This is a genomic window from Streptococcus sp. VT 162, assembly GCA_000688775.2.
Taxonomy (GTDB): Bacteria; Bacillota; Bacilli; order Lactobacillales; family Streptococcaceae; genus Streptococcus.
Window position 1 is genome coordinate 875,310 of the sequence record CP007628.2, and the last position, 21,486, is coordinate 896,795.

Sequence of the window (21,486 nt, forward strand, 5' to 3'; positions counted from 1 at the left end):
ATCATGATAAATAGAATTACAGATAATGAATTTAAACTAGTATCAAAATACGAACCTTCAGGAGATCAACCACAAGCGATTGAGCAGTTGGTTGACAATATCGAGGGTGGAGAAAAGGCCCAAATTTTGATGGGGGCGACGGGTACAGGGAAGACCTATACCATGAGTCAGGTCATTTCCAAAGTCAATAAACCAACTTTGGTCATTGCCCATAACAAAACATTAGCTGGTCAGCTCTATGGGGAGTTCAAGGAATTTTTCCCTGAAAATGCTGTTGAGTACTTTGTGTCTTACTATGATTATTACCAACCTGAGGCCTATGTCCCTTCGAGTGATACTTATATTGAAAAGGATAGCTCTGTCAATGATGAGATTGACAAGCTTCGACACTCAGCGACTTCAGCACTTCTGGAGCGCAATGATGTCATCGTAGTGGCTTCAGTCTCTTGTATCTATGGTTTGGGTTCGCCAAAGGAATATTCTGATAGCGTCGTTAGTCTCCGTCCAGGTCTGGAGATTTCTCGTGATAAACTCTTGAATGACTTGGTAGATATACAGTTTGAACGCAATGATATTGATTTCCAACGGGGAAGATTTCGCGTTCGCGGAGATGTGGTGGAGATTTTCCCAGCTTCTCGTGATGAACACGCTTTTAGAGTAGAATTTTTCGGAGACGAAATCGACCGTATCCGTGAAGTTGAGGCTTTGACAGGTCAGGTATTGGGAGAAGTGGATCATTTGGCGATTTTCCCTGCCACTCACTTTGTGACCAATGATGACCACATGGAGGTTGCGATTGCTAAGATTCAGGCAGAGTTGGAGGAGCAGTTGGCTGTCTTTGAAAAGGAAGGCAAACTGCTAGAAGCTCAGCGTTTGAAACAGCGGACAGAGTACGATATTGAGATGTTACGTGAGATGGGCTATACCAACGGTGTTGAAAACTACTCACGCCACATGGATGGTCGTAGCGAAGGAGAGCCTCCTTATACGCTTCTCGACTTCTTCCCAGATGATTTCTTGATCATGATTGATGAAAGTCACATGACCATGGGGCAAATCAAAGGTATGTACAATGGAGACCGTTCGCGTAAGGAAATGCTGGTTAATTATGGTTTCCGTTTACCGTCAGCCTTGGACAATCGTCCTCTCCGTCGTGAGGAGTTTGAAAGCCATGTGCACCAGATTGTTTACGTTTCAGCGACACCTGGTGACTATGAAAATGAGCAGACCGAGACAGTGATTGAGCAAATCATTCGTCCGACAGGGCTTCTAGACCCAGAGGTGGAAGTTCGTCCGACTATGGGACAGATTGATGACCTCCTAGGTGAAATCAATGCTCGTGTTGAAAAGAACGAACGAACTTTTATCACAACCTTGACCAAGAAGATGGCAGAAGACTTGACCGACTACTTCAAAGAAATGGGGATCAAGGTCAAGTACATGCACTCGGACATTAAGACCTTGGAGCGGACGGAAATTATCCGTGACCTACGCTTGGGTGTCTTTGATGTCTTGGTGGGAATCAATCTGCTCCGCGAAGGGATTGACGTTCCTGAGGTAAGCTTGGTTGCCATTCTCGATGCTGATAAGGAAGGTTTCCTTCGTAACGAACGTGGCCTCATCCAGACCATTGGTCGTGCTGCCCGTAATAGCGAAGGGCATGTCATCATGTATGCGGACACGATGACCCAGTCTATGCAACGTGCTATTGATGAAACGGCTCGTCGTCGGAAAATCCAGATGGCTTATAATGAAGAGCATGGTATCGTCCCACAAACCATTAAGAAAGAAATCCGTGATCTTATTGCCGTGACCAAGGCAGTTTCTAAGGAAGAGGACAAGGAAGTCGATATCAATAGTCTCAACAAACAAGAACGCAAAGAACTCGTCAAGAAACTGGAAAAACAAATGCAAGAAGCCGTCGAAGTGCTTGATTTTGAACTCGCTGCTCAGATACGTGACATGATGTTGGAAGTGAAGGCGTTAAACTGAAAAAATTATAAAGAAATAGAAATATATAGAAAGACATAATATGACAGCAAAAAAAACTAAACACATAGGCATTGAATGTTGTAGAATTCTAGCTATGTTGATGATTTGCAACTTACATGTTTTGGGTATGGGAGGAATTTTGGAGAAAGTTGATAGTCAAAAAGATTTTTACTATATTTTTGCCAATTTTTTAGAAGCTTTCTCATATTCAGCTGTAAATATTTATATTTTAATCAGTGGGTATGTCGGTCTTTATTCACAATTTAGTTATAAAAAAATGTTTGGTTTTTGGGTACAGATTATTTTCTATACTATTTCAATTACTTTTGTATTTGCTATTTTTTCAAAATCATCTGTTAACTTAAGTGATTGGTTTTCAGCTTTAACTCCAATAAGTCATGGACAGTATTGGTATATGAGTTGCTATTTTGGTTTAGTCTTAATAGCACCATTTTTGAATCAAGCAGTGCTGACATTGAAGAACGAACAATTGCTTCCAATTGTTAGTGGAGCATTTATATACTTTTCTGTCATACCTACAGTATTTAAACAAGATATTCTGGGCTTGTGGGGTGGATATAGTGTATTATGGATGATTCTTTTGTACACTATAGGAGCAATAATTAGAAAATCAAATTACGAAAGTCGTTTTCAAATACGTAATGTTAGTGGATTGATTTTATTTTTAACTAGTTTAACTTTTATACTGTGCTGGCTTGGTTTTGAACAGTGGAGAAGTTATATTTCTCCGACGGTCACACTGCAAGGAATAGCAATATTTTTACTCTTCTTGAATATTAAAGATATTCCCTTAACTTTTAAGAGACTAGTTCTTTTAATATCTCCACTAACTTTGGGGATTTATCTGTTTCATGTACATCCTCTTATTTTTAGAAGAATTATACCAACCATCCATACTTTAGTTGAAGAACAAGAATTTCCCATTTTTGTCATTATGATTCTAGTTATGACACTGGCCCTGTTCTTTTCTGGCGCTATGATTGAGTATTTTAGAAATAAATTAATGGCGTATATTCTTACTTTAATAAAGAGTGTTAAAAATCTTAAACAGACTTAAAACTTTTTTGTCTTATTAAAATAGGAGCAAGAGGCATTAAAATATACACTTCACTGAGAACTTAAGGTTTACTGAACTTATCCTTGATCTAATCGCCGTAACTAAGGCAGTTGCCAAGGAAGAGGACAAGGAAGTCGATATCAATAGCCTCAACAAACAAGAACGCAAGGAACTCGTCAAAAAACTCGAAAAACAAATGCAAGAAGCCGTCGAAGTGCTTGACTTTGAACTCGCAGCTCAGATACGTGATATGATGTTGGAAGTGAAGGCGTTGGATTAGTGAAGGAGAAAACGAATGAAAATTTTAGTCATCAATGGACATCCTGACAAGGGAAGTTTCTGTCAAGAAATTTTTCAAACGATTGTAGAAAATGTTGACTCAAATCATCATGAGCTTGAATCTATTAATCTAAATGAGATAGATTTTGATCCCGTGTTACGTTATGGTTATCGAAAACGGATGGAAGAGGACTCCTTCATACTTCGCTCTCAGGAATTAATCCAGTGGGCAGATCATTTCATTTTCGTTTATCCAATTTGGTGGAGTAGTATGCCTAGTTTATTGAAGGGGTGGATTGATCGTGTTTTCACGCCAGGAATTGCGTACTCTACCAATAATAAAGGAAGTTTTATTTTAAACTACTTAAGAGGTCAGCAGTTTAAAAAGTTACTAAAAGGAAAAACAGCCAGTATTTACGCAACATCAATGGCACCAACATGGTGGTACAAAGTATTTTCAGGTTCTATCAATATTCCAGACAGTTATGGAATATCAGTATTAAAGAATGCTGTCCTGAATCATTGCGGTATCAAAACAAAGAAAGTTTCAATTTTGGGTGAGTTAGGGCGTGAGGTGAATACAAATTCTACAAGACAAAAATATCTGCAAAAAGTTGCTGAGGAAGTGAAGGCGTTGGATTAGGAAAAAGTATGGTTTATTTAAGAAAACTAATTGAAGAAGATTTGGTGTCTTTGTGGGAAATTGCTTATTCACAATCTAATCCAATTTGGAAGCAGTATGATGCTCCCTATTATGACGATTATCAGCATTTTCCTAATTTTCAAGAATTTAAACTACAAAAATCAGAATCTACTCTAAACAACTCAAATCGCCTTGGTATTTTTGTTGATGATAAACTTGTTGGGACTGTTTCGCGCTACTGGGTATGTAAACAAACAAGATGGATGGAATTGGGGATTTGTATTTATGATAACAAGTTTTGGAACTCTGGCATTGGAAAAGCTGCTATGCTACAGTGGATAGATCGGACATTTCAGGATTACTTGGAGTTGGAGCATCTTGGTTTGACAACTTGGTCAGGAAATTTTGGTATGATGAAATTGGCTGAAAAATTAAGAATGAAAAAAGAAGCTCATATTCCAAAAGTTCGTTATTACCAAGGCAAATATTTTGATAGTATTAAATATGGTATTCTGAGAGAAGAATGGAGTAAAATAAATGAACCTAACTATCAAACAAATGGAAACTCCTGAAGAGATAGAAGGTAAATCCTTCCTTCATTGGCAAACGTGGAGAGAGGCTTATGATGACCTTTTACCTGCAGAATTTCAGGAGACGATGACATTAGAAAGATGTCGATTTTTTAGTCAAAAATATCCAGAAAATACATTGATCGCGATGGATGGCATGAAGGTAGTTGGTTTTATCAGTTATGGAAACTTTCGTGATGAGACTATTCGAGCTGGTGAAATTATTGCCTTATATGTTTTAAAAGACTATTATGGAGAAGGTATTGCTCAGAAGTTAATGAAGGAAGCTCTGTCTACTCTTGAACAGTTCTCTGAAATATTTTTATGGGTATTAAATGAGAATAAGCGAGCCATTGCTTTCTATCAAAAAATGGGTTTTACTTTTGATGGGCAAGAAAAAATACTTGACCTTGGAAAACCTATCACTGAAATTAGAATGGTACGTAAGAAATCATCAAAATCTGAGAGTTAAATACTGATAGAATTGCGATTTTGTTTTCAGATTACGCAATGAACAAACAATCACGTTTTAGAATATATTTTAAATAGAAAGAAGTTATTATGAATTTGAAAGAGACGAAGTATAAGAAGTCATCATGGTTAGATTCAGTACGTTTTTGGTTACAAGGGCATCGATTTTTCAAATTTTTGCTTGATATTGTCTTTTATATCATCTTGTTCCTAGTTATAGAATTCACAACATCACAGAACAAAAGCATTCCAGCTGATTTTCGGTACAGAGAACTCTTATTTCCCTTGCAATTGAATCTTTTTATCTTGGGTAATAGGTTCTATGCTCTCTTTTTGTCAGTAAAAACTAAAAAAGAAAGGACCCTTAAAAGATTTTGTGAACCCTTTATTTATATCAATATCCTTAGCTTTATTTTTCAACTGATTGGTGTGAGAAAAAGAGGAAGAGTTGTTCTGTCACCTTTGTTTTCACTGGAGTCATCCTATATCTGGTTTCCTATTGTTGTCTACCTTCTAGTCTTGATGTTAACTCTGGCAATCTTCTTTCTCTCTAAAGGTTCAAAAAAAGGAGTAGATGAAAATGAAGATGAGTAGGCAAATGAAGTACAAGACAAAAGAAAAGTCTTCTTGGACTAATAGGATTTTTCTTTGGATGGAAAGGCACAGAAGGATTGCTCAACTTTTAGATACGAGTGTATTATTTGGATCTATGTTTGTATCATTTCTTGCCGCCTCTTACATTAGTTATCTATTACCGAACATGAACTATCTTTCCCCCTTAAGCTTCAATCTTATCCTTCTGATCTTATCAACCTATTTCCTTGTCTTTCGTTTTAGTAGTGATAAACTTCAGAAATGGCGTTACTTTTCATGGGGATTTATTGGGTTCAATGGTCTTCTTTTTCCCTTTCATCTCTTGGTAGGTCTGAATTGGCTAGGACGTCGTAAGTCAACGAATTTCCCTCCCATAATTTCTATGGATCCAGCCTATGTCTGGGTTCCTATTGTAAGTTATCTCTTTTTCTTTTTCTTGGGGCTGGGCATTCTGCTTTTGATTATACGGATAGAAAAGAGCAGAAGGAGGCGTAAATGGAACGAAAGACTAAGAGACAAAAGAAGATCAAACAACAGAACAGACAAATGAGAAAAATCCAGAAAAAGTATTCTTTGGTAGCTCACGTCCAATTGTGGCAGGAAAGACATTCAAAGATTGCTTCTTTTATGGATGGTGGTATAATATTATTATCTATTTTTGGTATCATGTATGTATTGTTCGGGACGTCACTTATCCCGAAACCATATCAAGAAATGTCCTATGTCTTGCCAATTATTATGAATTTTGTCTTTTTGGTGCACACACTTTATCAAGGTATTTTTAGAGATGGTTTTAGCAATAAGGCTTCAGTACAAGGATTTTTAAAAACTTTTCTATTCATAAACGGACCTATTTTTCTCCTCCACTTACTTGTTGGGGTGAAAGGGAGAAATGTTAAAAAAATTCCTTCCCTATTATCTACCGATTATCGCTACATCTGGCTTCCAATTGCTACCTATCTAATCTTTTTCATCATTCCAGCGATATTGATGGTGATTTTGAAATATAATGACAAAAAGAGGAAAAATTATGACAAAAGAAAACCTAACTAAGTTAATTTCGTTTAAGACACTTTATTTGGCTTTGCTGACCTTTGTGATTCTTCATTTGGTGCTGTTAGTTTTTGGTCTATCCTTTACGCCAGTTTTGTGGAATAGTTGGTTTTTCCTTCTTTGTTTGACCTTCTTAATCCATCCATGGAGAATCTTTTATAAAACAAGAGATTTTCAATGGTATCACCTTATTTTTCAATTATTTAGTGGATTAGTGGCACTTTATCTTTGGTTTGCAGCATTCTTTGTTTTATCAGTTATCTCGGATCCAGCCATTCCCATTAATATAGACTATCGCATACAAGATAAGGAAATCATCATTGCTAGAGGTTTTTTGGCCCGTACTACTTATGAACATCATGAATTGATCAATCCCTTTATCATGAAGTCAGAAGTAAAATACAACGAAGATACATTTTAATAACTTAGAAAGCGAGCAAATCTATGTCCCGTGCCCAAGCAACCATTTTAACCAATATCTGTCTGATTGAAGACCTCGAAACCCAGCGCGTGGTGATGCAGTATCGTTCACCCGAAAACAATCGCTGGTCTGGCTATGCCTTTCCAGGAGGTCATGTTGAGAACGGCGAGGCCTTTGCCGAGTCTGTCATACGTGAAATCTACGAAGAAACTGGTCTAACGATTCAGAATCCCCAACTGGTCGGTATTAAAAATTGGCCCTTAGATACAGGTGGACGCTACATTGTCGTTTGCTATAAGGCGACAGAGTTTAGTGGAAATCTCCAATCCTCAGAAGAAGGAGAAGTATCTTGGGTGCAAAAAGACCAGATTCCAAATTTGGAACTGGCCTATGATATGTTGCCTTTGATGGAAATGATGGAAGCACCTGACAAGTCTGAGTTTTTCTATCGCCACCGTACAGAGGACGGCTGGGAAAAAGAAATATTCTAGTCTTTTACCAAATAACCTAACTGATCCAAGGCCTCCTCGATATAGTGGAGGTCTTGTTGTGTTTCTGCTTCAACAAGGTGGTAATGGATGCCGTCTGTCAATTCAGAAAGGGGTCTAAAGTCTGAATTCTCGACTTGTTCCAGAAAGTGCTGGACATCTCGGCGACAGGTGAGTTTAAGATGGGTTTCAATTTCACCATAAACGGGATGATCGATTAAGATATTTTGAACGCGTCCGCCATTATCTACAATGGCTAGAAGTTCCTGCCCGATTTCTTCCAGTTCATGTTTCACTTTAAAGAGTTTGTGGACGTAAGGACTGGCATCATTTTCTTTGTAGATATAGCCACGATTGGTGGATAGGATAGGAGCCCCATCTGCTCGGAGAATAGCGATATCCTGTACAATGACTTGGCGCGTGACATGAAAGTGCTCAGCCAAGGTTTGACCATTGAGAGCTTTTGGCGCCTCTTTTAATAGTTTGAGAAGAGCTTGTTTGCGATCCGTTGTCATAGTTTTTCCTTTTAGCGACGTTTTCGAAGCACTTTATAGACAGCTAGTGCTAATGTATAGTCTACCATACTATGGACAATTGTGCCAAAGCCAACTAGGACGAAGAGAACATAAAACATATTTTCAACGTTTGTCCCTGAAGTAGCATAGAAGATGATACAAGCTAGTACTTCAGCGATAGCGTGAACAACACCCAAAACAAAGTTAAAAATCCAAGATGCCTTTGGTTTATCCAAGGTTTCAGGGAATTTCTTTAAGTACAAAGCCCCCAAAGTACCAAAAACGATGTGAGAAAAGGCACGGAGTACAATAACAGGCGGATAGCCTGCCATCAGAAAACCAAGACTAGAAGCAATAATCACAAAAGCAGCCATCAAAGGCGAAAGAAACATGGCGATAAAGATGGGGATATGACTTCCCAAGGTGTAAGAAGCCGGTGGGATAACGATTTTAAAAGGCATAATGATTGGAATCAAAATCGCTATTGCAGTGAGTAGGGCAGTCATGGTCATAAACTGCGTTTTTTTCCGTATATCCATAAGAACCTCCATTTATCTGTATATACACAAGTATAGTACAATAAATCACCAATCAAGTCAAGAAGCATTATTGATTTTTCAGGAAAATTTGGTTAAAATGTGGTAAAGAATAATAGGAACTGAGGAGAAATTGTGATGATACTTTTTGTTTACCTAATCGTGGTAATCGTGATGATGTCAAAGCAGAAAAAAGAAGGGAAAGTAGTCTCAGGTTGGACTCGCTTCCTAGTTTATAGTTTATTGGTCCTTTCGCTATTCTCTCTATTAGCAGGTGTTTTGGCTCTTTCACTTGTCTTAAATCCCTTAGTAGGATTTTACTATATGGAAGTTATAGGAATCATGTTAGAAATTGTTCATTTTGTCAATATGATGATTGCTTTTGGTTTGATTTTATTGTCGTAAGTATATACTTGGATAGTCAGAGAAACCAAGAACCAACTCCTCTTTCACATCATGTAGTGAGACTCGGTGTTCATATCCTTTTGATTATTCTCATGCTTAAAATATGAAAACTCCACTTTCATTATGAAAGTGGAGTTGATTTTTTATTTTTTCAAGGTTTCGAGACGGGGAACAATTGCTACTGTTAGAACGGCAGAGATGACAAGCTCGGCAATTGAGTTTGTAGAAATAACGGTTGCCAGGAGTTTTTGGATATTTCCATCAAAGACACTTCCAAAAAGGAAGAAGATTCCCCCAAGGACAAAGACGGTGTTGGTAAGGGAACCGAGAGCACCAGCAAAGATAAGACCCGTTCTGTTTTTTAATAATTTATAAACCAAGTAAGGTGTCAGACCAATCAAAACGCGAGGGACAATAGCGATAATCGCAGAATAGATGTTTCCGTTCGGTACGAATGGTGAGAAGAGGTAGCTGGTCGGAAGGATGGTAATCGTATTTACCGTTAAGCTCAATAGTCCCATAAGAAAACCAAGTGTAACTCCAACTCGAGGGCCATAGATGATACTAGCAATAATGACTGGAATATGAACGATAGTTGGTTTAATCGGGAATGGGAAAAGGTTAAATAGGAGAGAACTCAAAAAGTGGATAACGAGCATAACTGCAAAAAAGATAGCAATCGGTGCAATGTTAGAGCGTTTGTTCATCGAGGGTTTCCTTTATTCTTTCTAAAATAGTATTCAGGTCAGCTAGGGCGCCTTTGCCGTGATCGCCACAGGCTAGTAGAGATTCTTTTGGAGAGATGATTTGATAACCAAAAGTCTCTAATGTTCTTAGATTAGTCTGAGTTGCCGGATGGTCATACATTTTTGTATTCATGGCTGGTGCGACTAACTTTTTGACGTGGTTTGGCAGGGCAAGCGCTGTGCTTGTCACCATGTTGTCAGCAAATCCGTGTGCTAGTTTGGCAATGGTATTAGCAGTAGCAGGAACAACAATAAAAAGGTCAGTCCTTTTGCCTAGTTCGATATGATTGACTTGATCAGGAGCAGGTTCCTTCATGACATCAAGGTGGACAGGATTTTGAGAGAGGACCTGTAGTGTCAACGGTTGGATAAACTCTCTCGCTGCCTCAGTCATTAAGACAGTGACCTGATGGCCCTGTTTCTTCAAGGAACTAACTAGGTCAGCTGATTTATAGGAGGCAATGGAACCTGTCACTGCGATAAGAATATTTGCCATGGCTTTCCTTTCTAAAAATCGTATGCTTGAATTTTTTCAAGGAGGAGGTTTGCGATTTCCTCTTTGGTTTGAACGGTTTGAAGATGATCATTCTCAACAAAGATTGCGCGATGCTGATTTGCTGAAATTTGAGTCAGGTCATTTGCGATTATTAAGTCAGCCTGGTTCTTGACAAGAGTCTGTCTAGCAACTTCAATAAGATGATCCTCAGTAACATCAACCAATAGTTTGAACCCAATCAGATGAATAGCTGGATTCCATTCTTTGATTAGAGAGATGATTTTGGGTGTTTTTTTCAGGAATAAGACCTGAACCTCATCAGTTGAAGAAATCTTAGCTTGATGATTCTGCTTGTTTAAGAATTCTTCTAGATTGGAGCTGGCCTGAACTTCCTCAAGTCCTGTCATATAAACAGGAGTATAGTCAGACACGGCCATTGAATGAATCAAGACCTGGTAATCCTTAACAAGTTCTTGCATCACAACTAGAAGGTCGTTGGAATTATTAATTTCTCGAATGCTTAGGTTGGGATGAGCTTCTGGCTTCAGAGCTCGTTTTGTCGTTATCAAACAAACTTCATGCCCCGCAGCAAGCAAGGTTTCTGTGATGATTTTTCCCAAGCGACCAGTCGAGTGATTAGTGATAGAGCGGACGCTATCGATTGCTTCACTTGTGCCGCCTGACGTAACTAAAATTTTCATAGCACTATTGTACACAAAAATAAACAGTAAGTAAAATGAAAGCGATAAATTTTTGGTAAAACAAAGCTACACTATAGTTTATAACTATAAAGCCATATAAAATTTTTCAAAGGGCTCTAAAAATCTTGAAATTCAGGATATTTACGAACGTTTAGAGAGTTTATGGATGTTAAAAATCTTGTTTTGTGATATAATGAATTATCACATTAGAGGTTAGAGGAGTTTTGAATGAAAACAGATATTGAAATCGCACAGAGTATTGAGTTGAAGCCAATCGTTGATGTTGTTGAGAAACTTGGTATTTCTTACGACGATTTGGAATTGTATGGGAAGTACAAGGCTAAGCTCAGCTTTGATAAAATTCGTGCAGTTGAGAGCAATCCAGTTGGTAAATTGATCTTGGTTACTGCCATCAATCCAACACCTGCAGGTGAAGGGAAATCAACTATTACCATTGGTCTGGCAGACGCCTTGAACAAGATTGGCAAGAAAACCATGATTGCTATCCGCGAACCGTCTCTTGGCCCAGTCATGGGGATTAAGGGTGGTGCAGCCGGTGGTGGTTATGCCCAAGTGTTGCCAATGGAAGACATCAACCTTCACTTTACCGGGGATATGCATGCCATTACAACTGCCAACAATGCTCTTTCTGCCTTGATTGACAACCACTTACACCAAGGAAATGAGCTGGGAATCGACCAACGTCGTATTCTTTGGAAACGTGTGGTGGACTTGAATGACCGTGCCCTTCGTCATGTGACCGTTGGACTTGGTGGTCCTCTAAACGGTATTCCACGTGAGGATGGTTTCGATATTACCGTTGCTTCCGAAATCATGGCCATTCTTTGCTTGGCGACCGATATCGAAGATTTGAAACGTCGTTTGGCGAATATCGTTATCGGATATCGCTATGACCGTACACCAGTTACTGTTGGTGATTTGCAAGTTGAGGGAGCTTTAGCATTGATTTTGAAAGATGCTATCAAACCAAACTTGGTTCAGACAATCTACGGAACACCTGCTTTTGTACACGGTGGTCCATTTGCCAATATCGCTCATGGATGTAACTCTGTTTTGGCAACAAGCACAGCCCTTCGCTTGGCTGATTATACTGTTACTGAAGCTGGTTTTGGTGCGGACCTTGGTGCTGAGAAATTCCTTGATATCAAGACACCAAACTTGCCAACATCTCCAGATGCAGTTGTCATCGTCGCAACCCTTCGTGCCCTTAAGATGAATGGTGGTGTAGCTAAGGATGCTTTGACAGAGGAAAATGTAGAAGCAGTTCGTTCAGGTTTTGCTAACTTGAAACGCCACGTTGAGAACATCCGTAAGTTCGGTATTCCTGCAGTTGTCGCGATTAATGAATTTGTCACTGATACAGAATCTGAAATCGCAGCCTTGAAAGAACTCTGTTCTTCTATCAATGTGCCAGTTGAATTAGCAAGTGTTTGGGCCAATGGTGCGGAAGGTGGAGTAGCGCTTGCCGAAACGGTTGTTCAGACTATTGCTGAAAATCCATCCAACTATACTCGCCTTTATGACAACGACCTTTCTGTCCAAGAAAAGATCGAAAAGATTGTTACTGAAATCTATCGCGGTAGCAAAGTGAACTTTGAGAAGAAAGCCCAAACGCAAATCGCCCAAATCGTTCAAAACGGATGGGACAAATTGCCAATCTGTATGGCGAAAACTCAGTACAGTTTCTCTGACAACCCAAGTGCACTTGGAGCTCCAGAAAACTTTGAAATTACCATTCGTGAATTGGTACCAAAATTAGGTGCAGGCTTCATCGTTGCCCTAACTGGTGATGTCATGACCATGCCAGGACTTCCAAAACGACCTGCAGCTCTCAATATGGATGTTGAAAGTGACGGAACCGTTTTAGGCTTGTTCTAAGATTTAGATGATATTAAAAGAGTTTGGAAATGCTATCCAAGCTCTTTTTCTTATCTAGATATGAGGCCTTGTCTTCAGCTGATAATAGAGTTACTTTCTAGACGAAACCAGTCTAGGTAAAGATATTTTCCCTGATTTTTGATATAATAGAAACATTGACTTCAAGAGTAAGGAAGAGAAAATGAACGCATTATTGAATGGAATGAATGACCGTCAGGCTGAGGCGGTGCAAACGACAGAAGGTCCATTATTGATCATGGCGGGGGCTGGTTCTGGAAAGACTCGTGTTTTAACTCACAGAATCGCCTACTTGATTGATGAAAAGATGGTCAATCCTTGGAATATCTTGGCCATTACCTTTACCAATAAGGCGGCGCGTGAGATGAAGGAGCGTGCCTATGGGCTCAATCCAGCTACTAAGGACTGTCTGATTGCGACCTTTCACTCCATGTGTGTTCGTATCCTACGTCGCGATGCGGATCATATTGGCTACAACCGAAATTTTACTATTGTGGATCCTGGTGAACAGCGAACCCTCATGAAACGCATTCTCAAGCAATTAAACTTGGATCCTAAAAAATGGAATGAACGGACTATTTTGGGAACCATTTCCAATGCTAAGAACGACCTAATTGATGATGTGGCTTATGCTGCTCAAGCTGGTGATATGTATACGCAAATCGTAGCTCAGTGTTACACAGCCTATCAAAAAGAGCTTCGTCAGTCAGAGTCGGTTGACTTTGATGATTTGATTATGCTGACCTTGCGTCTCTTTGATCAAAATCCTGACGTCTTGACTTACTATCAGCAGAAGTTCCAGTACATTCATGTTGATGAGTACCAAGATACCAACCATGCCCAGTATCAATTGGTCAAACTCTTGGCTTCACGCTTTAAAAATATCTGCGTAGTCGGTGATGCTGACCAGTCCATCTACGGTTGGCGTGGGGCTGATATGCAGAATATCTTGGATTTTGAGAAAGATTACCCTAACGCCAAGGTCGTTTTGTTAGAGGAAAATTATCGTTCAACAAAAACCATTCTCCAAGCTGCCAATGACGTCATCAAAAACAATCAAAATCGTCGTCCTAAGAATCTCTGGACCCAGAATGCGGATGGAGAGCAAATTGTTTATTATCGCGCAAATGACGAACAAGATGAGGCTGTTTTTGTAGCCAAAACCATCGATGAACTTGGTCGAACTCAAAACTTCCTCCACAAGGATTTTGCGGTTCTTTATCGGACTAATGCACAATCCCGTACTATTGAGGAGGCCCTCCTAAAGTCCAATATTCCTTATACTATGGTCGGCGGGACCAAGTTCTACAGCCGTAAGGAAATCCGTGATATTATCGCCTACCTTAATCTCATTGCCAATCTGAGTGACAATATCAGTTTTGAGCGCATTATTAACGAACCTAAACGCGGAATCGGCCCAGGAACCGTTGAGAAAATTCGCGACTTTGCGAATATGCAAGATATGTCTATGCTGGATGCTTCAGCAAATATCATGTTATCAGGAATCAAGGGTAAGGCAGCTCAGTCTATCTGGGAGTTCGCCAATATGATTCTGGATTTTCGGGAGCAACTGGACCAATTAACCATCACCGAGCTGGTGGAGGCTGTTCTAGAAAAAACAGGTTATGTCGATATTCTTAATGCTCAGGCAACCTTGGAAAGCAAGGCGCGGGTTGAAAATATCGAAGAGTTCCTATCTGTTACCAAGAACTTTGATGACAATCCTGATAGTCAAGAAGAAGAAACAGGTTTGGATAAACTCAGTCGTTTCTTGAATGACCTTGCCCTGATTGCGGATACGGATTCAGGCAGTCAGGAGACATCTGAAGTAACCTTGATGACCCTCCATGCAGCGAAAGGACTAGAGTTCCCAGTTGTCTTTATCATTGGGATGGAGGAAAATGTCTTTCCCCTTAGCCGTGCGGCCGAGGATCCAGATGAATTAGAAGAAGAACGCCGTCTGGCCTATGTGGGTATTACGCGTGCGGAGAAAATCCTCTATCTGACCAATGCCAACTCTCGCTTGCTTTTTGGGCGTACCAACTACAATCGTCCAACACGTTTCATCAATGAAATCAGTTCGGACTTACTTGACTATCAAGGCTTGGCCCGTCCAGCTAATACCAACTTCAAGGCATCTTATAGCAGTGGTGGCGTGGCCTTCGGTCAAGGTATGAGCCTAGCCCAGGCCCTTCAAGAACGAAAACGCAATGCTGCACCAAGCTCTATCCAGTCAAGTGCTCTCCCATTTGGACAGTTTACATCCGGAAATAAAAAAGATTCAAGCGATACCAACTGGTCTATCGGAGATATTGCTCTTCACAAGAAATGGGGAGAGGGAACTGTTCTGGAAGTCTCTGGTAGCGGTGATACTCAGGAACTGAAAATTAACTTCCCAGAAGTAGGACTTAAAAAACTCCTAGCCAGCGTTGCTCCAATTGAGAAAAAAATCTAATTTTTCATCCTCCTCACGAATAATAAAGTGAGGAGGATTTTTATGTACAGTATTTCATTCCAAGAAGATTCGCTCTTGCCTAGAGAAAGACTAGTTAAAGAAGGAGTAGAGGCTCTAAGCAATCAAGAGTTGTTAGCTATTTTGCTCAGAACAGGAACGCGTCAGGCTAATGTCTTTGAAATTGCCCAGAGAGTCTTGAATAGTCTTAACAGTCTAACTGATCTGAAAAATATGACCCTGCAGGAATTGCAGAGTCTGTCTGGTATTGGACGGATTAAAGCCATTGAACTACAAGCAGTGATTGAACTGGGACACCGCATTCACAAACATGAAACCCTTGAGATGGAAAGTATTCTCAGTAGTCAAAAGCTAGCCAAGAAAATGCAACAGGAACTTGGCGACAAAAAACAAGAGCACCTAGTGGCGCTCTATCTCAATACTCAAAATCAAATCATCCATCAGCAAACTATTTTTATCGGATCTGCGACACGCAGTATTGCAGAACCAAGGGAAATCCTTCACTATGCTTTGAAGCATATGGCAACGTCTGTGATTCTCGTTCACAATCATCCATCCGGTGCTGTATCTCCTAGTCGAAACGACAACCATGTCACTAAACTAGTCAAGGAAGCCTGCGAACTGATGGGAATTGTGTTCTTGGACCATTTGATTGTCTCTCACTCTGATTACTTTAGTTACCGTGAAAAGACGGATTTGATTTAAGATTGCACATGATCTTACTCAATTACTTTTAAAACATAGGAATCTACTTCTGCCATATTGATAACAGGAAGAGGTTTTATCGTGGGTACAAGTAAATTTTCTTGAACGATAAAGTCGACAATTGCATTGAAATCTTCGATTTTATAATATCTTTTTTTATGAATGAGAATATCTCTGTAAAAGTAAAGACTTGAACGAAATTTACTTTTTAGTTTGGCATCTGCCTTTTTACAAAATCGTTTTGCCTTTTTAGACATTTCTTTCAGCTGTTTTTCTTTTTGAGATAGTTTATCGAAATTCTCTTTATTCTTAGAAAAAGATTGGTAACTTTCCGCTGTTAAAAGTCTATAGAGATTAGAAAGATGAAAGCAAACACTTATTTCTTTTTCATTGTTTGATAAGAAAAGATTAGCTTCCTTTTTCTTATAAGATATGAAAACATTAGCTTCTATATCTCTCAAAATCTCATGAGTAGAAGGTATTTTAATTTCATTCATGATTTAATAACCTATTTATAAGTCCTAGAGTTCGTTAACAACATAGTCAAATAGCATTTTATCTTTGGGGCGATTCTCAAAGAGAAATTCAGGATGCCATTGAACACCAAGATAAGGAAAGCCGTCCGTAGTGGTCACAGCCTCAATGATTCCATCTTTAGGATCATGTGCTACAACCTTAAGATTTGAGGCTAGATCTTTAATGCTCTGGTGGTGGAAGGAGTTGATGTGAGAGATTTCTCCATAGATTTCTCGGAGAATGGTATCAGGTTCCGTTACGAGGCGTTGGGTAGCGTATTCGGCTGAACAGTCCTGCCAATGATCCTCAATATCTTGGTGAAGCGTGCCTCCCATGGCGACATTGAAAAGTTGAGTACCCCGACAAACAGAGAAAATTGGCTTCTTTTGCTTAATCGCTTCTTTGATAAGTGCTAGTTCAAAAATATCTCTTTGAAGGTGGTAGTCATCACTATCAATAGCCTTTGGTTCACCATAGTATTTTGGATCAACATTTTGCCCACCCGTTAGGATGAGCTTATCAATGATACTGATGTAATAGGCAGCCATTTCTTGATCACCAATCGGTAGGATGATTGGAATTCCGCCAGCGTCCTTGATTCCTTCAACAAAGCCCTTTGCTGCATAGCTCATCATGATGTCATCATCTGGATGAGCTTTTTCATTTCCTGTAATCCCAATAACTGGTTTTTTCATAAATGCTTTCGCTTTCTAATCCTCTTTACGCATAAAATAGAGGAGGGTTTGAAGTTCGCTTGTCAAATCGACATACTGAACAACCACATCTTTTGGGAGGTGAAGGTGAACAGGGGAAAAGCTTAGAATACCTTTTATACCTGCATCAACCAAAAGATTGGCAACTTCTTGTGATTTAACACTTGGAACAGTTAGGATAGCAGTTTTGACATCTGCTTCTTTGATCTTTTCTTTAATCTGAGAGATACCATAGATTGGAATCCCATCAGGTGTCTGGCTTCCAACTTCTGGATGGTCATCTAGGTCAAAGGCCATGATAATTTTCATCTTGTTACGCTCGTGAAAGCGGTAGTGGAGAAGGGCATGGCCCATATTTCCGATTCCAACCAACATAACATTTGTAATGGAGTTATCATTTAGGAGGTCAGCAAAAAAATTCATCAATTTTTTGACATCGTAACCAAAACCTCGACGACCTAGTTCACCAAAATAGGAAAAATCCCGACGAACGGTCGCAGAATCGATACCGATAGCCTCTGCAATTTGCTTGGAGTTGGCACGTTCGATTTTTTCTGCATGAAATCGCTTGAAAATTCGGTAGTAAAGAGAGAGTCTTTTTGCTGTTGCTTTTGGAATAGCAGACTGTTTATCTTTCACAAAATCACAACCTTTCTATTCTTCTATTTTATAGAAACATTGTGAAAAAATCAACAAAAACAAGAAAAAACTAAGAAATTTCTTAGTTTTTATCTGAAAAATGAGCTTGTGATAGAAAGCGGTAGAGATCGCCAACCAATCCTTGATAAATCACCTTATCATTCAGCGTTAAGGAGCTGATTAGGAGAGTATCAGGTAGGGTCACACAGCCTGACAGAGATAACATGAGCTCTTCGTAATCCTTATATTCAAGTGTACGTTCTACGTGATAGTTATCTTGATAGGTAAGTCGATACATAGTCAATTATCTTTCTTCTTTAGTGAAGATACCGCGTTCTACTAAACTGTCCATGAGGAAGTAGAATTTTTCTTGGTGAATATGGTGGTCTTCTGATTTAAAGATATTAACCAAACGAAGACCTGACTTGTCAGTAATGTTGAGTTTAGCACCTGTAAGGTCTTTATTGATGATGATTTTTAGCTTGAAACCTTCACCACTGTTGGGTACTTTTTCAAGTAGACGATTTAGTTCAAAGTTTCCAACTTTTGTTTCAAAGAAAGTATTATCTTTCAGTGTGAACTTTTTGACAGTTGGGCTAAGTGTATAGTCGTAGCGGCAGTTTTGTAGTTTAATGGTTTTTTCGAATGCCATTAGATTAATCTCCAATAATATTTTTTAAGGTTTGTGCGAGTTGTTTCAGTTCCTCCTCAGTGTTAAGAGGAGAGAGACTGATACGGACAGATTCTTTCAATCGATGTGAATCTGGTCCATAAAATGCTTCAAGCACATGACTGGTTTGCACAATACCAGCAGTACAAGCGGAACCGGTAGAAATTGAAATTCCCTCAAGGTCTAACCGAAGTAAAAGCAAATCATTTTTCTGACCAGGAAAACCGATATTCAAAACATAAGGCAGTTGGTCTTGACTTTCATTGAGATAGTAGTCTAAATCGGAAATCTCTTCTAGAAAAACTGTTTTAAGGTCACTTAGTTTTTGGTAATAATCAACTTGACAATCCAGATCTTCTTTGAGAGCAGACACCATGCCTACAATGGCAGCAAGGTTTTCTGTTCCAGCGCGTTTCTTTTGCTCTTGATCCCCACCATGAAGGTAGGAATCAAAGTCCGCGGAAGAAGCATAAAGAAAACCGACTCCTTTTGGTCCATGGAATTTGTGGGCAGAAGCACTGAGGAAATCAATTCCTAATTCCTCGGGATGGATAGGAATTTTTCCGATAGCTTGAACAGCATCTACATGATAAGCAGCAGGGTGCTCTTTTAAAATACGTCCAATCTCAGCTATAGGTAAGAGGCTACCTGTTTCATTATTAGCGTACATGGTGGAAACGAGAACGGTATCGTCACGTAAAGCTTCTTGAATCTGTTGGGCAGTTATTTCTTGATTTACTGGTTGGATGATAGTTGCTTCAAAACCAAAATGTTGCACCAGATAATCGATAGTCTCAAGTACAGAATGGTGTTCAATAGCTGTCGTGATGATATGTTTTCCCTGATTTTGATGACGGAGACAATAGCCGATAATGGCTGTATTGTTACTTTCTGTACCGCCAGACGTGAAAAAGATATGTTGAGGTTTGGTTCCTAGTAAGAGGGCTAAGTCTTGACGAGCTTCTCGCAAGAGTTTGCCAGCCTGCCGACCATGACCATGAATACTAGAAGGATTACCATGAGTTTCTTGCATGACCTTGGTCATTTCAGAAATAGCTACTGCTGACATAGGAGTCGTTGCAGCATTGTCCAAATAAATCAAAGAATCACCTTATTTCTTTTTGTTGTAAGCAAAGAGTGGGCTGACTGGTTTTCTTTCATGGATGCGGACGATAGCATCTCCGATTAATTCGCTAGCAGTAATGTAACATACATTTTCTGGAGTTCTTTCTTTGGTAGCTACGGAGTCTGTCACAAGGATTTCTTTGATGTTTGTAGCGTCAAGAAGATCTGCTGCACCTTCAACAAATAAACCGTGACTGGATACTGCATAAATCTCAGTTGCGCCTTCACGTTCAACGATTTTGGCTGCTTCAGAGAAAGTACGACCAGTATTTAGGATATCGTCAATTAAGATAGCCTTCTTGCCTTCAACATCCCCAATGATATAGCCTTCGTTACGATCAGAATCGTCTTGGGCGTAGTCAATGATAGCGATAGGAGCATCAAGATATTCAGCCAAACTACGTGCACGTTTAACACCAGAGTTCTTTGGACTGACAACAACAACATCAGAACCAAGAAGCCCTTTATCACAGTAGTGCTTAGCAAATAGAGGAACAGTATAAAGATTATCTACAGGAATGTCAAAGAAACCTTGGACCTGAACAGCATGGAGGTCAAGCGTTAGAACACGGCTAACACCAGCTTTGACAAGCATATTGGCAACCAGTTTTGCAGTGAGGGGTTCGCGAGAAGAAGCGATACGATCCTGACGGGCATAACCAAAGTAAGGAAGGACAACGTTGATACTATGAGCACTTGCACGTACACAAGCATCAACCATGATCAACAACTCCATCAAGTGGTTGCTAACAGGGTAGCTGGTTGACTGGATGATGTAGACATCGTAACCACGAACACTTTCTTCGATGTTGACCTGGATTTCGCCGTCAGAAAATTGTCGAGAGGATAATTTTCCGAGAGGTACACCAACTGTATCCGCAATCTTTTGAGCGATTTCATGGTTAGAGTTTAGGGTGAAAAGTTTCATGTTGTTTCTATCTGACATTATAGACCGTCCTCTGTAAACTTTGTGAATCTTCTTTGAGAAAGTTTTGTTTTTCAAAGCCAAATTCTTTTATTTTTATCTTCTCTATTTTACCAAAAAAAGGAGATTATTTCAGCTTTTTTTCATGCTTTTAATAAAACGAATTAATTTTGATGGAGCTTTCTGATAAGTTATCTGATTTTCATCTAAAAATCTCTGAAAATCGGCTTTTCCTTTTTCATGGTCGGTGACTTCAAGCTCGAGTTCATAGTCCGTTTGGTCAAAGTAGTGACTTTCATCTAAGGCCATTAAGCCAATCTCAGTTTTCATTTCATAACGAAGGGTGGAAAGGCAGCCTAGAACAAGCCAGTCATGGTTTTCAATACCAATCTTAGCAAGCTTCTCTAGAACGAGCCCTTGAGGTAGTTTTTGTTTTTCTAGGTATGATTCAGCTTCTGGAAGAGTTAGTTTCTGGTTGTATTCCATATTTCCTACAGTTTGAGGCACTTTTAAGGTCAATTCCGCCCAATCTGCAAAAGTGCGAATGCGCATGGCAACCTTCTTTTCATGCAATTGGAAATCTGGCGTGTCAATGTAGTAGTTCTTCTGAAGAACGGGTTGGATATGGAAAAACTGTTTTTTTAGATGATCATATTCCTCTTTTTTCAGAAGTGTTTTCAATTCTATTTCTAAATGTTTCATTTTTTCAACCTTTTCTATATCTTTGAAAGCGATTTATGGTATAATGGACAATGTATTTATTGTATACGAATGTACTGAAAAAATCAAAGATTTTCGACAGAGCAATCAAACATT

At 39.3% G+C, this 21,486-nt stretch carries 27 protein-coding genes and 1 pseudogene; 15 read left to right on the plus strand and 13 right to left on the minus strand.

Going from position 1 to position 21,486, the window contains the following annotated elements; translation table 11 throughout:
* Positions 1-3 precede the first annotated feature (3 nt).
* From V470_04200 to V470_04250, 11 genes are all read left to right on the plus strand, one after another.
* Entirely contained in the window at positions 4-1,992 is a 1,989-nt protein-coding gene (locus V470_04200; protein AHZ47637.1) for an excinuclease ABC subunit B, read from the plus strand.
* A gap of 40 nt (positions 1,993-2,032) precedes the next feature.
* Positions 2,033-3,070 (plus strand): membrane protein, encoded by a 1,038-nt coding sequence (locus tag V470_04205; GenBank protein AHZ47638.1) that lies wholly within the window; start codon positions 2,033-2,035, stop codon positions 3,068-3,070.
* A gap of 196 nt (positions 3,071-3,266) precedes the next feature.
* Entirely contained in the window at positions 3,267-3,350 is an 84-nt protein-coding gene (locus V470_10620; protein ID AJZ74449.1) for an excinuclease ABC subunit C, read from the plus strand.
* Between the two features lie 15 nt (positions 3,351-3,365).
* A complete protein-coding gene (locus V470_04215; protein ID AHZ47639.1) occupies positions 3,366-3,992 on the plus strand; it encodes an NADPH dehydrogenase in 627 nt (208 codons plus the stop codon).
* An 8-nt stretch (positions 3,993-4,000) separates the two neighbouring features.
* Positions 4,001-4,564: a GNAT family acetyltransferase gene (locus V470_04220; GenBank protein ID AHZ47640.1), complete on the plus strand. Its 564-nt coding sequence runs from the start codon at positions 4,001-4,003 to the stop codon at positions 4,562-4,564.
* Positions 4,530-5,033, plus strand: coding sequence for a GNAT family acetyltransferase (locus V470_04225; GenBank protein ID AHZ47641.1), 504 nt, complete (start codon positions 4,530-4,532; stop codon positions 5,031-5,033). The genes V470_04220 and V470_04225 overlap by 35 nt, the downstream gene beginning before the upstream one ends.
* 89 nt (positions 5,034-5,122) lie before the next feature.
* Positions 5,123-5,626 (plus strand): hypothetical protein, encoded by a 504-nt coding sequence (locus tag V470_04230; GenBank protein ID AHZ47642.1) that lies wholly within the window; start codon positions 5,123-5,125, stop codon positions 5,624-5,626.
* On the plus strand, positions 5,613-6,176 hold the full coding sequence (locus tag V470_04235; protein AHZ47643.1) for a cytochrome C oxidase subunit I: 564 nt from the start codon (positions 5,613-5,615) through the stop codon (positions 6,174-6,176). The genes V470_04230 and V470_04235 overlap by 14 nt, the downstream gene beginning before the upstream one ends.
* On the plus strand, positions 6,122-6,679 hold the full coding sequence (locus V470_04240; protein AHZ47644.1) for a hypothetical protein: 558 nt from the start codon (positions 6,122-6,124) through the stop codon (positions 6,677-6,679). The genes V470_04235 and V470_04240 overlap by 55 nt, the downstream gene beginning before the upstream one ends.
* Positions 6,657-7,100, plus strand: a complete 444-nt coding sequence (locus V470_04245) for a hypothetical protein (protein AHZ47645.1) — start codon at positions 6,657-6,659, stop codon at positions 7,098-7,100. The genes V470_04240 and V470_04245 overlap by 23 nt, the downstream gene beginning before the upstream one ends.
* Before the next feature lie 23 nt (positions 7,101-7,123).
* A complete protein-coding gene (locus V470_04250) occupies positions 7,124-7,591 on the plus strand; it encodes an NUDIX hydrolase (protein ID AHZ47646.1) in 468 nt (155 codons plus the stop codon).
* On the opposite strand, the gene V470_04255 is transcribed toward V470_04250, so the two are convergent.
* Both V470_04255 and V470_04260 read right to left on the minus strand, forming a co-directional pair.
* Positions 7,588-8,103, minus strand: a complete 516-nt coding sequence (locus tag V470_04255; GenBank protein ID AHZ47647.1) for a DeoR faimly transcriptional regulator — start codon at positions 8,101-8,103, stop codon at positions 7,588-7,590. The genes V470_04250 and V470_04255 overlap by 4 nt on opposite strands.
* Before the next feature lie 11 nt (positions 8,104-8,114).
* The gene (locus V470_04260) at positions 8,115-8,642 is read right to left on the minus strand and encodes a membrane protein (protein ID AHZ47648.1); all 528 of its coding nucleotides are present in this window, start codon (positions 8,640-8,642) and stop codon (positions 8,115-8,117) included.
* Positions 8,643-8,777: 135 nt separating this feature from the next.
* Between V470_04260 and V470_10625 the strand changes: the two are divergent.
* Positions 8,778-9,151 (plus strand): annotated as a pseudogene (locus V470_10625) (hypothetical protein).
* Between the two features lie 36 nt (positions 9,152-9,187).
* Here the strand turns inward: V470_10625 and V470_04270 are convergent.
* The 3 genes from V470_04270 to V470_04280 are packed head-to-tail and all read right to left on the minus strand — an operon-like array spanning position 9,188 to position 10,987.
* Complete coding sequence (locus V470_04270) at positions 9,188-9,751, minus strand: pantothenic acid transporter pant (GenBank protein AHZ47649.1); 564 nt, start codon at positions 9,749-9,751, stop codon at positions 9,188-9,190.
* Positions 9,735-10,286 (minus strand): phosphopantothenoylcysteine decarboxylase, encoded by a 552-nt coding sequence (locus V470_04275; protein ID AHZ47650.1) that lies wholly within the window; start codon positions 10,284-10,286, stop codon positions 9,735-9,737. The genes V470_04270 and V470_04275 overlap by 17 nt, the downstream gene beginning before the upstream one ends.
* 11 nt (positions 10,287-10,297) lie before the next feature.
* Complete coding sequence (locus V470_04280) at positions 10,298-10,987, minus strand: phosphopantothenate--cysteine ligase (protein ID AHZ47651.1); 690 nt, start codon at positions 10,985-10,987, stop codon at positions 10,298-10,300.
* Positions 10,988-11,215: 228 nt separating this feature from the next.
* On the opposite strand from V470_04280, the gene V470_04285 reads away from it, so the two are divergent.
* The 3 genes from V470_04285 to V470_04295 all read left to right on the plus strand — a co-directional run bounded on the left by V470_04285 (position 11,216) and on the right by V470_04295 (position 16,082).
* A complete protein-coding gene (locus tag V470_04285) occupies positions 11,216-12,886 on the plus strand; it encodes a formate--tetrahydrofolate ligase (protein AHZ47652.1) in 1,671 nt (556 codons plus the stop codon).
* A 181-nt stretch (positions 12,887-13,067) separates the two neighbouring features.
* The gene (locus V470_04290) at positions 13,068-15,359 is read left to right on the plus strand and encodes an ATP-dependent DNA helicase PcrA (protein AHZ47653.1); all 2,292 of its coding nucleotides are present in this window, start codon (positions 13,068-13,070) and stop codon (positions 15,357-15,359) included.
* A gap of 42 nt (positions 15,360-15,401) precedes the next feature.
* Complete coding sequence (locus V470_04295) at positions 15,402-16,082, plus strand: hypothetical protein (protein AHZ47654.1); 681 nt, start codon at positions 15,402-15,404, stop codon at positions 16,080-16,082.
* 14 nt (positions 16,083-16,096) lie between these two features.
* Here the strand turns inward: V470_04295 and V470_04300 are convergent, their stop codons facing one another.
* The 8 genes from V470_04300 to V470_04335 all read right to left on the minus strand — a co-directional run bounded on the left by V470_04300 (position 16,097) and on the right by V470_04335 (position 21,372).
* The gene (locus V470_04300; GenBank protein ID AHZ47655.1) at positions 16,097-16,579 is read right to left on the minus strand and encodes a hypothetical protein; all 483 of its coding nucleotides are present in this window, start codon (positions 16,577-16,579) and stop codon (positions 16,097-16,099) included.
* A 24-nt stretch (positions 16,580-16,603) separates the two neighbouring features.
* Positions 16,604-17,293, minus strand: coding sequence for a gamma-glutamyl hydrolase (locus tag V470_04305; protein AHZ47656.1), 690 nt, complete (start codon positions 17,291-17,293; stop codon positions 16,604-16,606).
* A 15-nt stretch (positions 17,294-17,308) separates the two neighbouring features.
* A complete protein-coding gene (locus V470_04310; GenBank protein ID AHZ47657.1) occupies positions 17,309-17,950 on the minus strand; it encodes a Rex family transcripional regulator in 642 nt (213 codons plus the stop codon).
* 82 nt (positions 17,951-18,032) lie between these two features.
* The gene (locus V470_04315; protein AHZ47658.1) at positions 18,033-18,248 is read right to left on the minus strand and encodes a ribose-phosphate pyrophosphokinase; all 216 of its coding nucleotides are present in this window, start codon (positions 18,246-18,248) and stop codon (positions 18,033-18,035) included.
* Positions 18,249-18,254: 6 nt separating this feature from the next.
* Positions 18,255-18,602: a cysteine desulfurase gene (locus tag V470_04320; GenBank protein ID AHZ47659.1), complete on the minus strand. Its 348-nt coding sequence runs from the start codon at positions 18,600-18,602 to the stop codon at positions 18,255-18,257.
* A gap of 4 nt (positions 18,603-18,606) precedes the next feature.
* Entirely contained in the window at positions 18,607-19,722 is a 1,116-nt protein-coding gene (locus V470_04325; GenBank protein AHZ47660.1) for a cysteine desulfurase, read from the minus strand.
* 9 nt (positions 19,723-19,731) lie between these two features.
* The gene (locus tag V470_04330; protein AHZ47661.1) at positions 19,732-20,691 is read right to left on the minus strand and encodes a ribose-phosphate pyrophosphokinase; all 960 of its coding nucleotides are present in this window, start codon (positions 20,689-20,691) and stop codon (positions 19,732-19,734) included.
* Positions 20,692-20,802: 111 nt separating this feature from the next.
* Entirely contained in the window at positions 20,803-21,372 is a 570-nt protein-coding gene (locus tag V470_04335) for an adenylate cyclase (GenBank protein ID AHZ47662.1), read from the minus strand.
* Between the last annotated feature and the right edge of the window lie 114 nt (positions 21,373-21,486).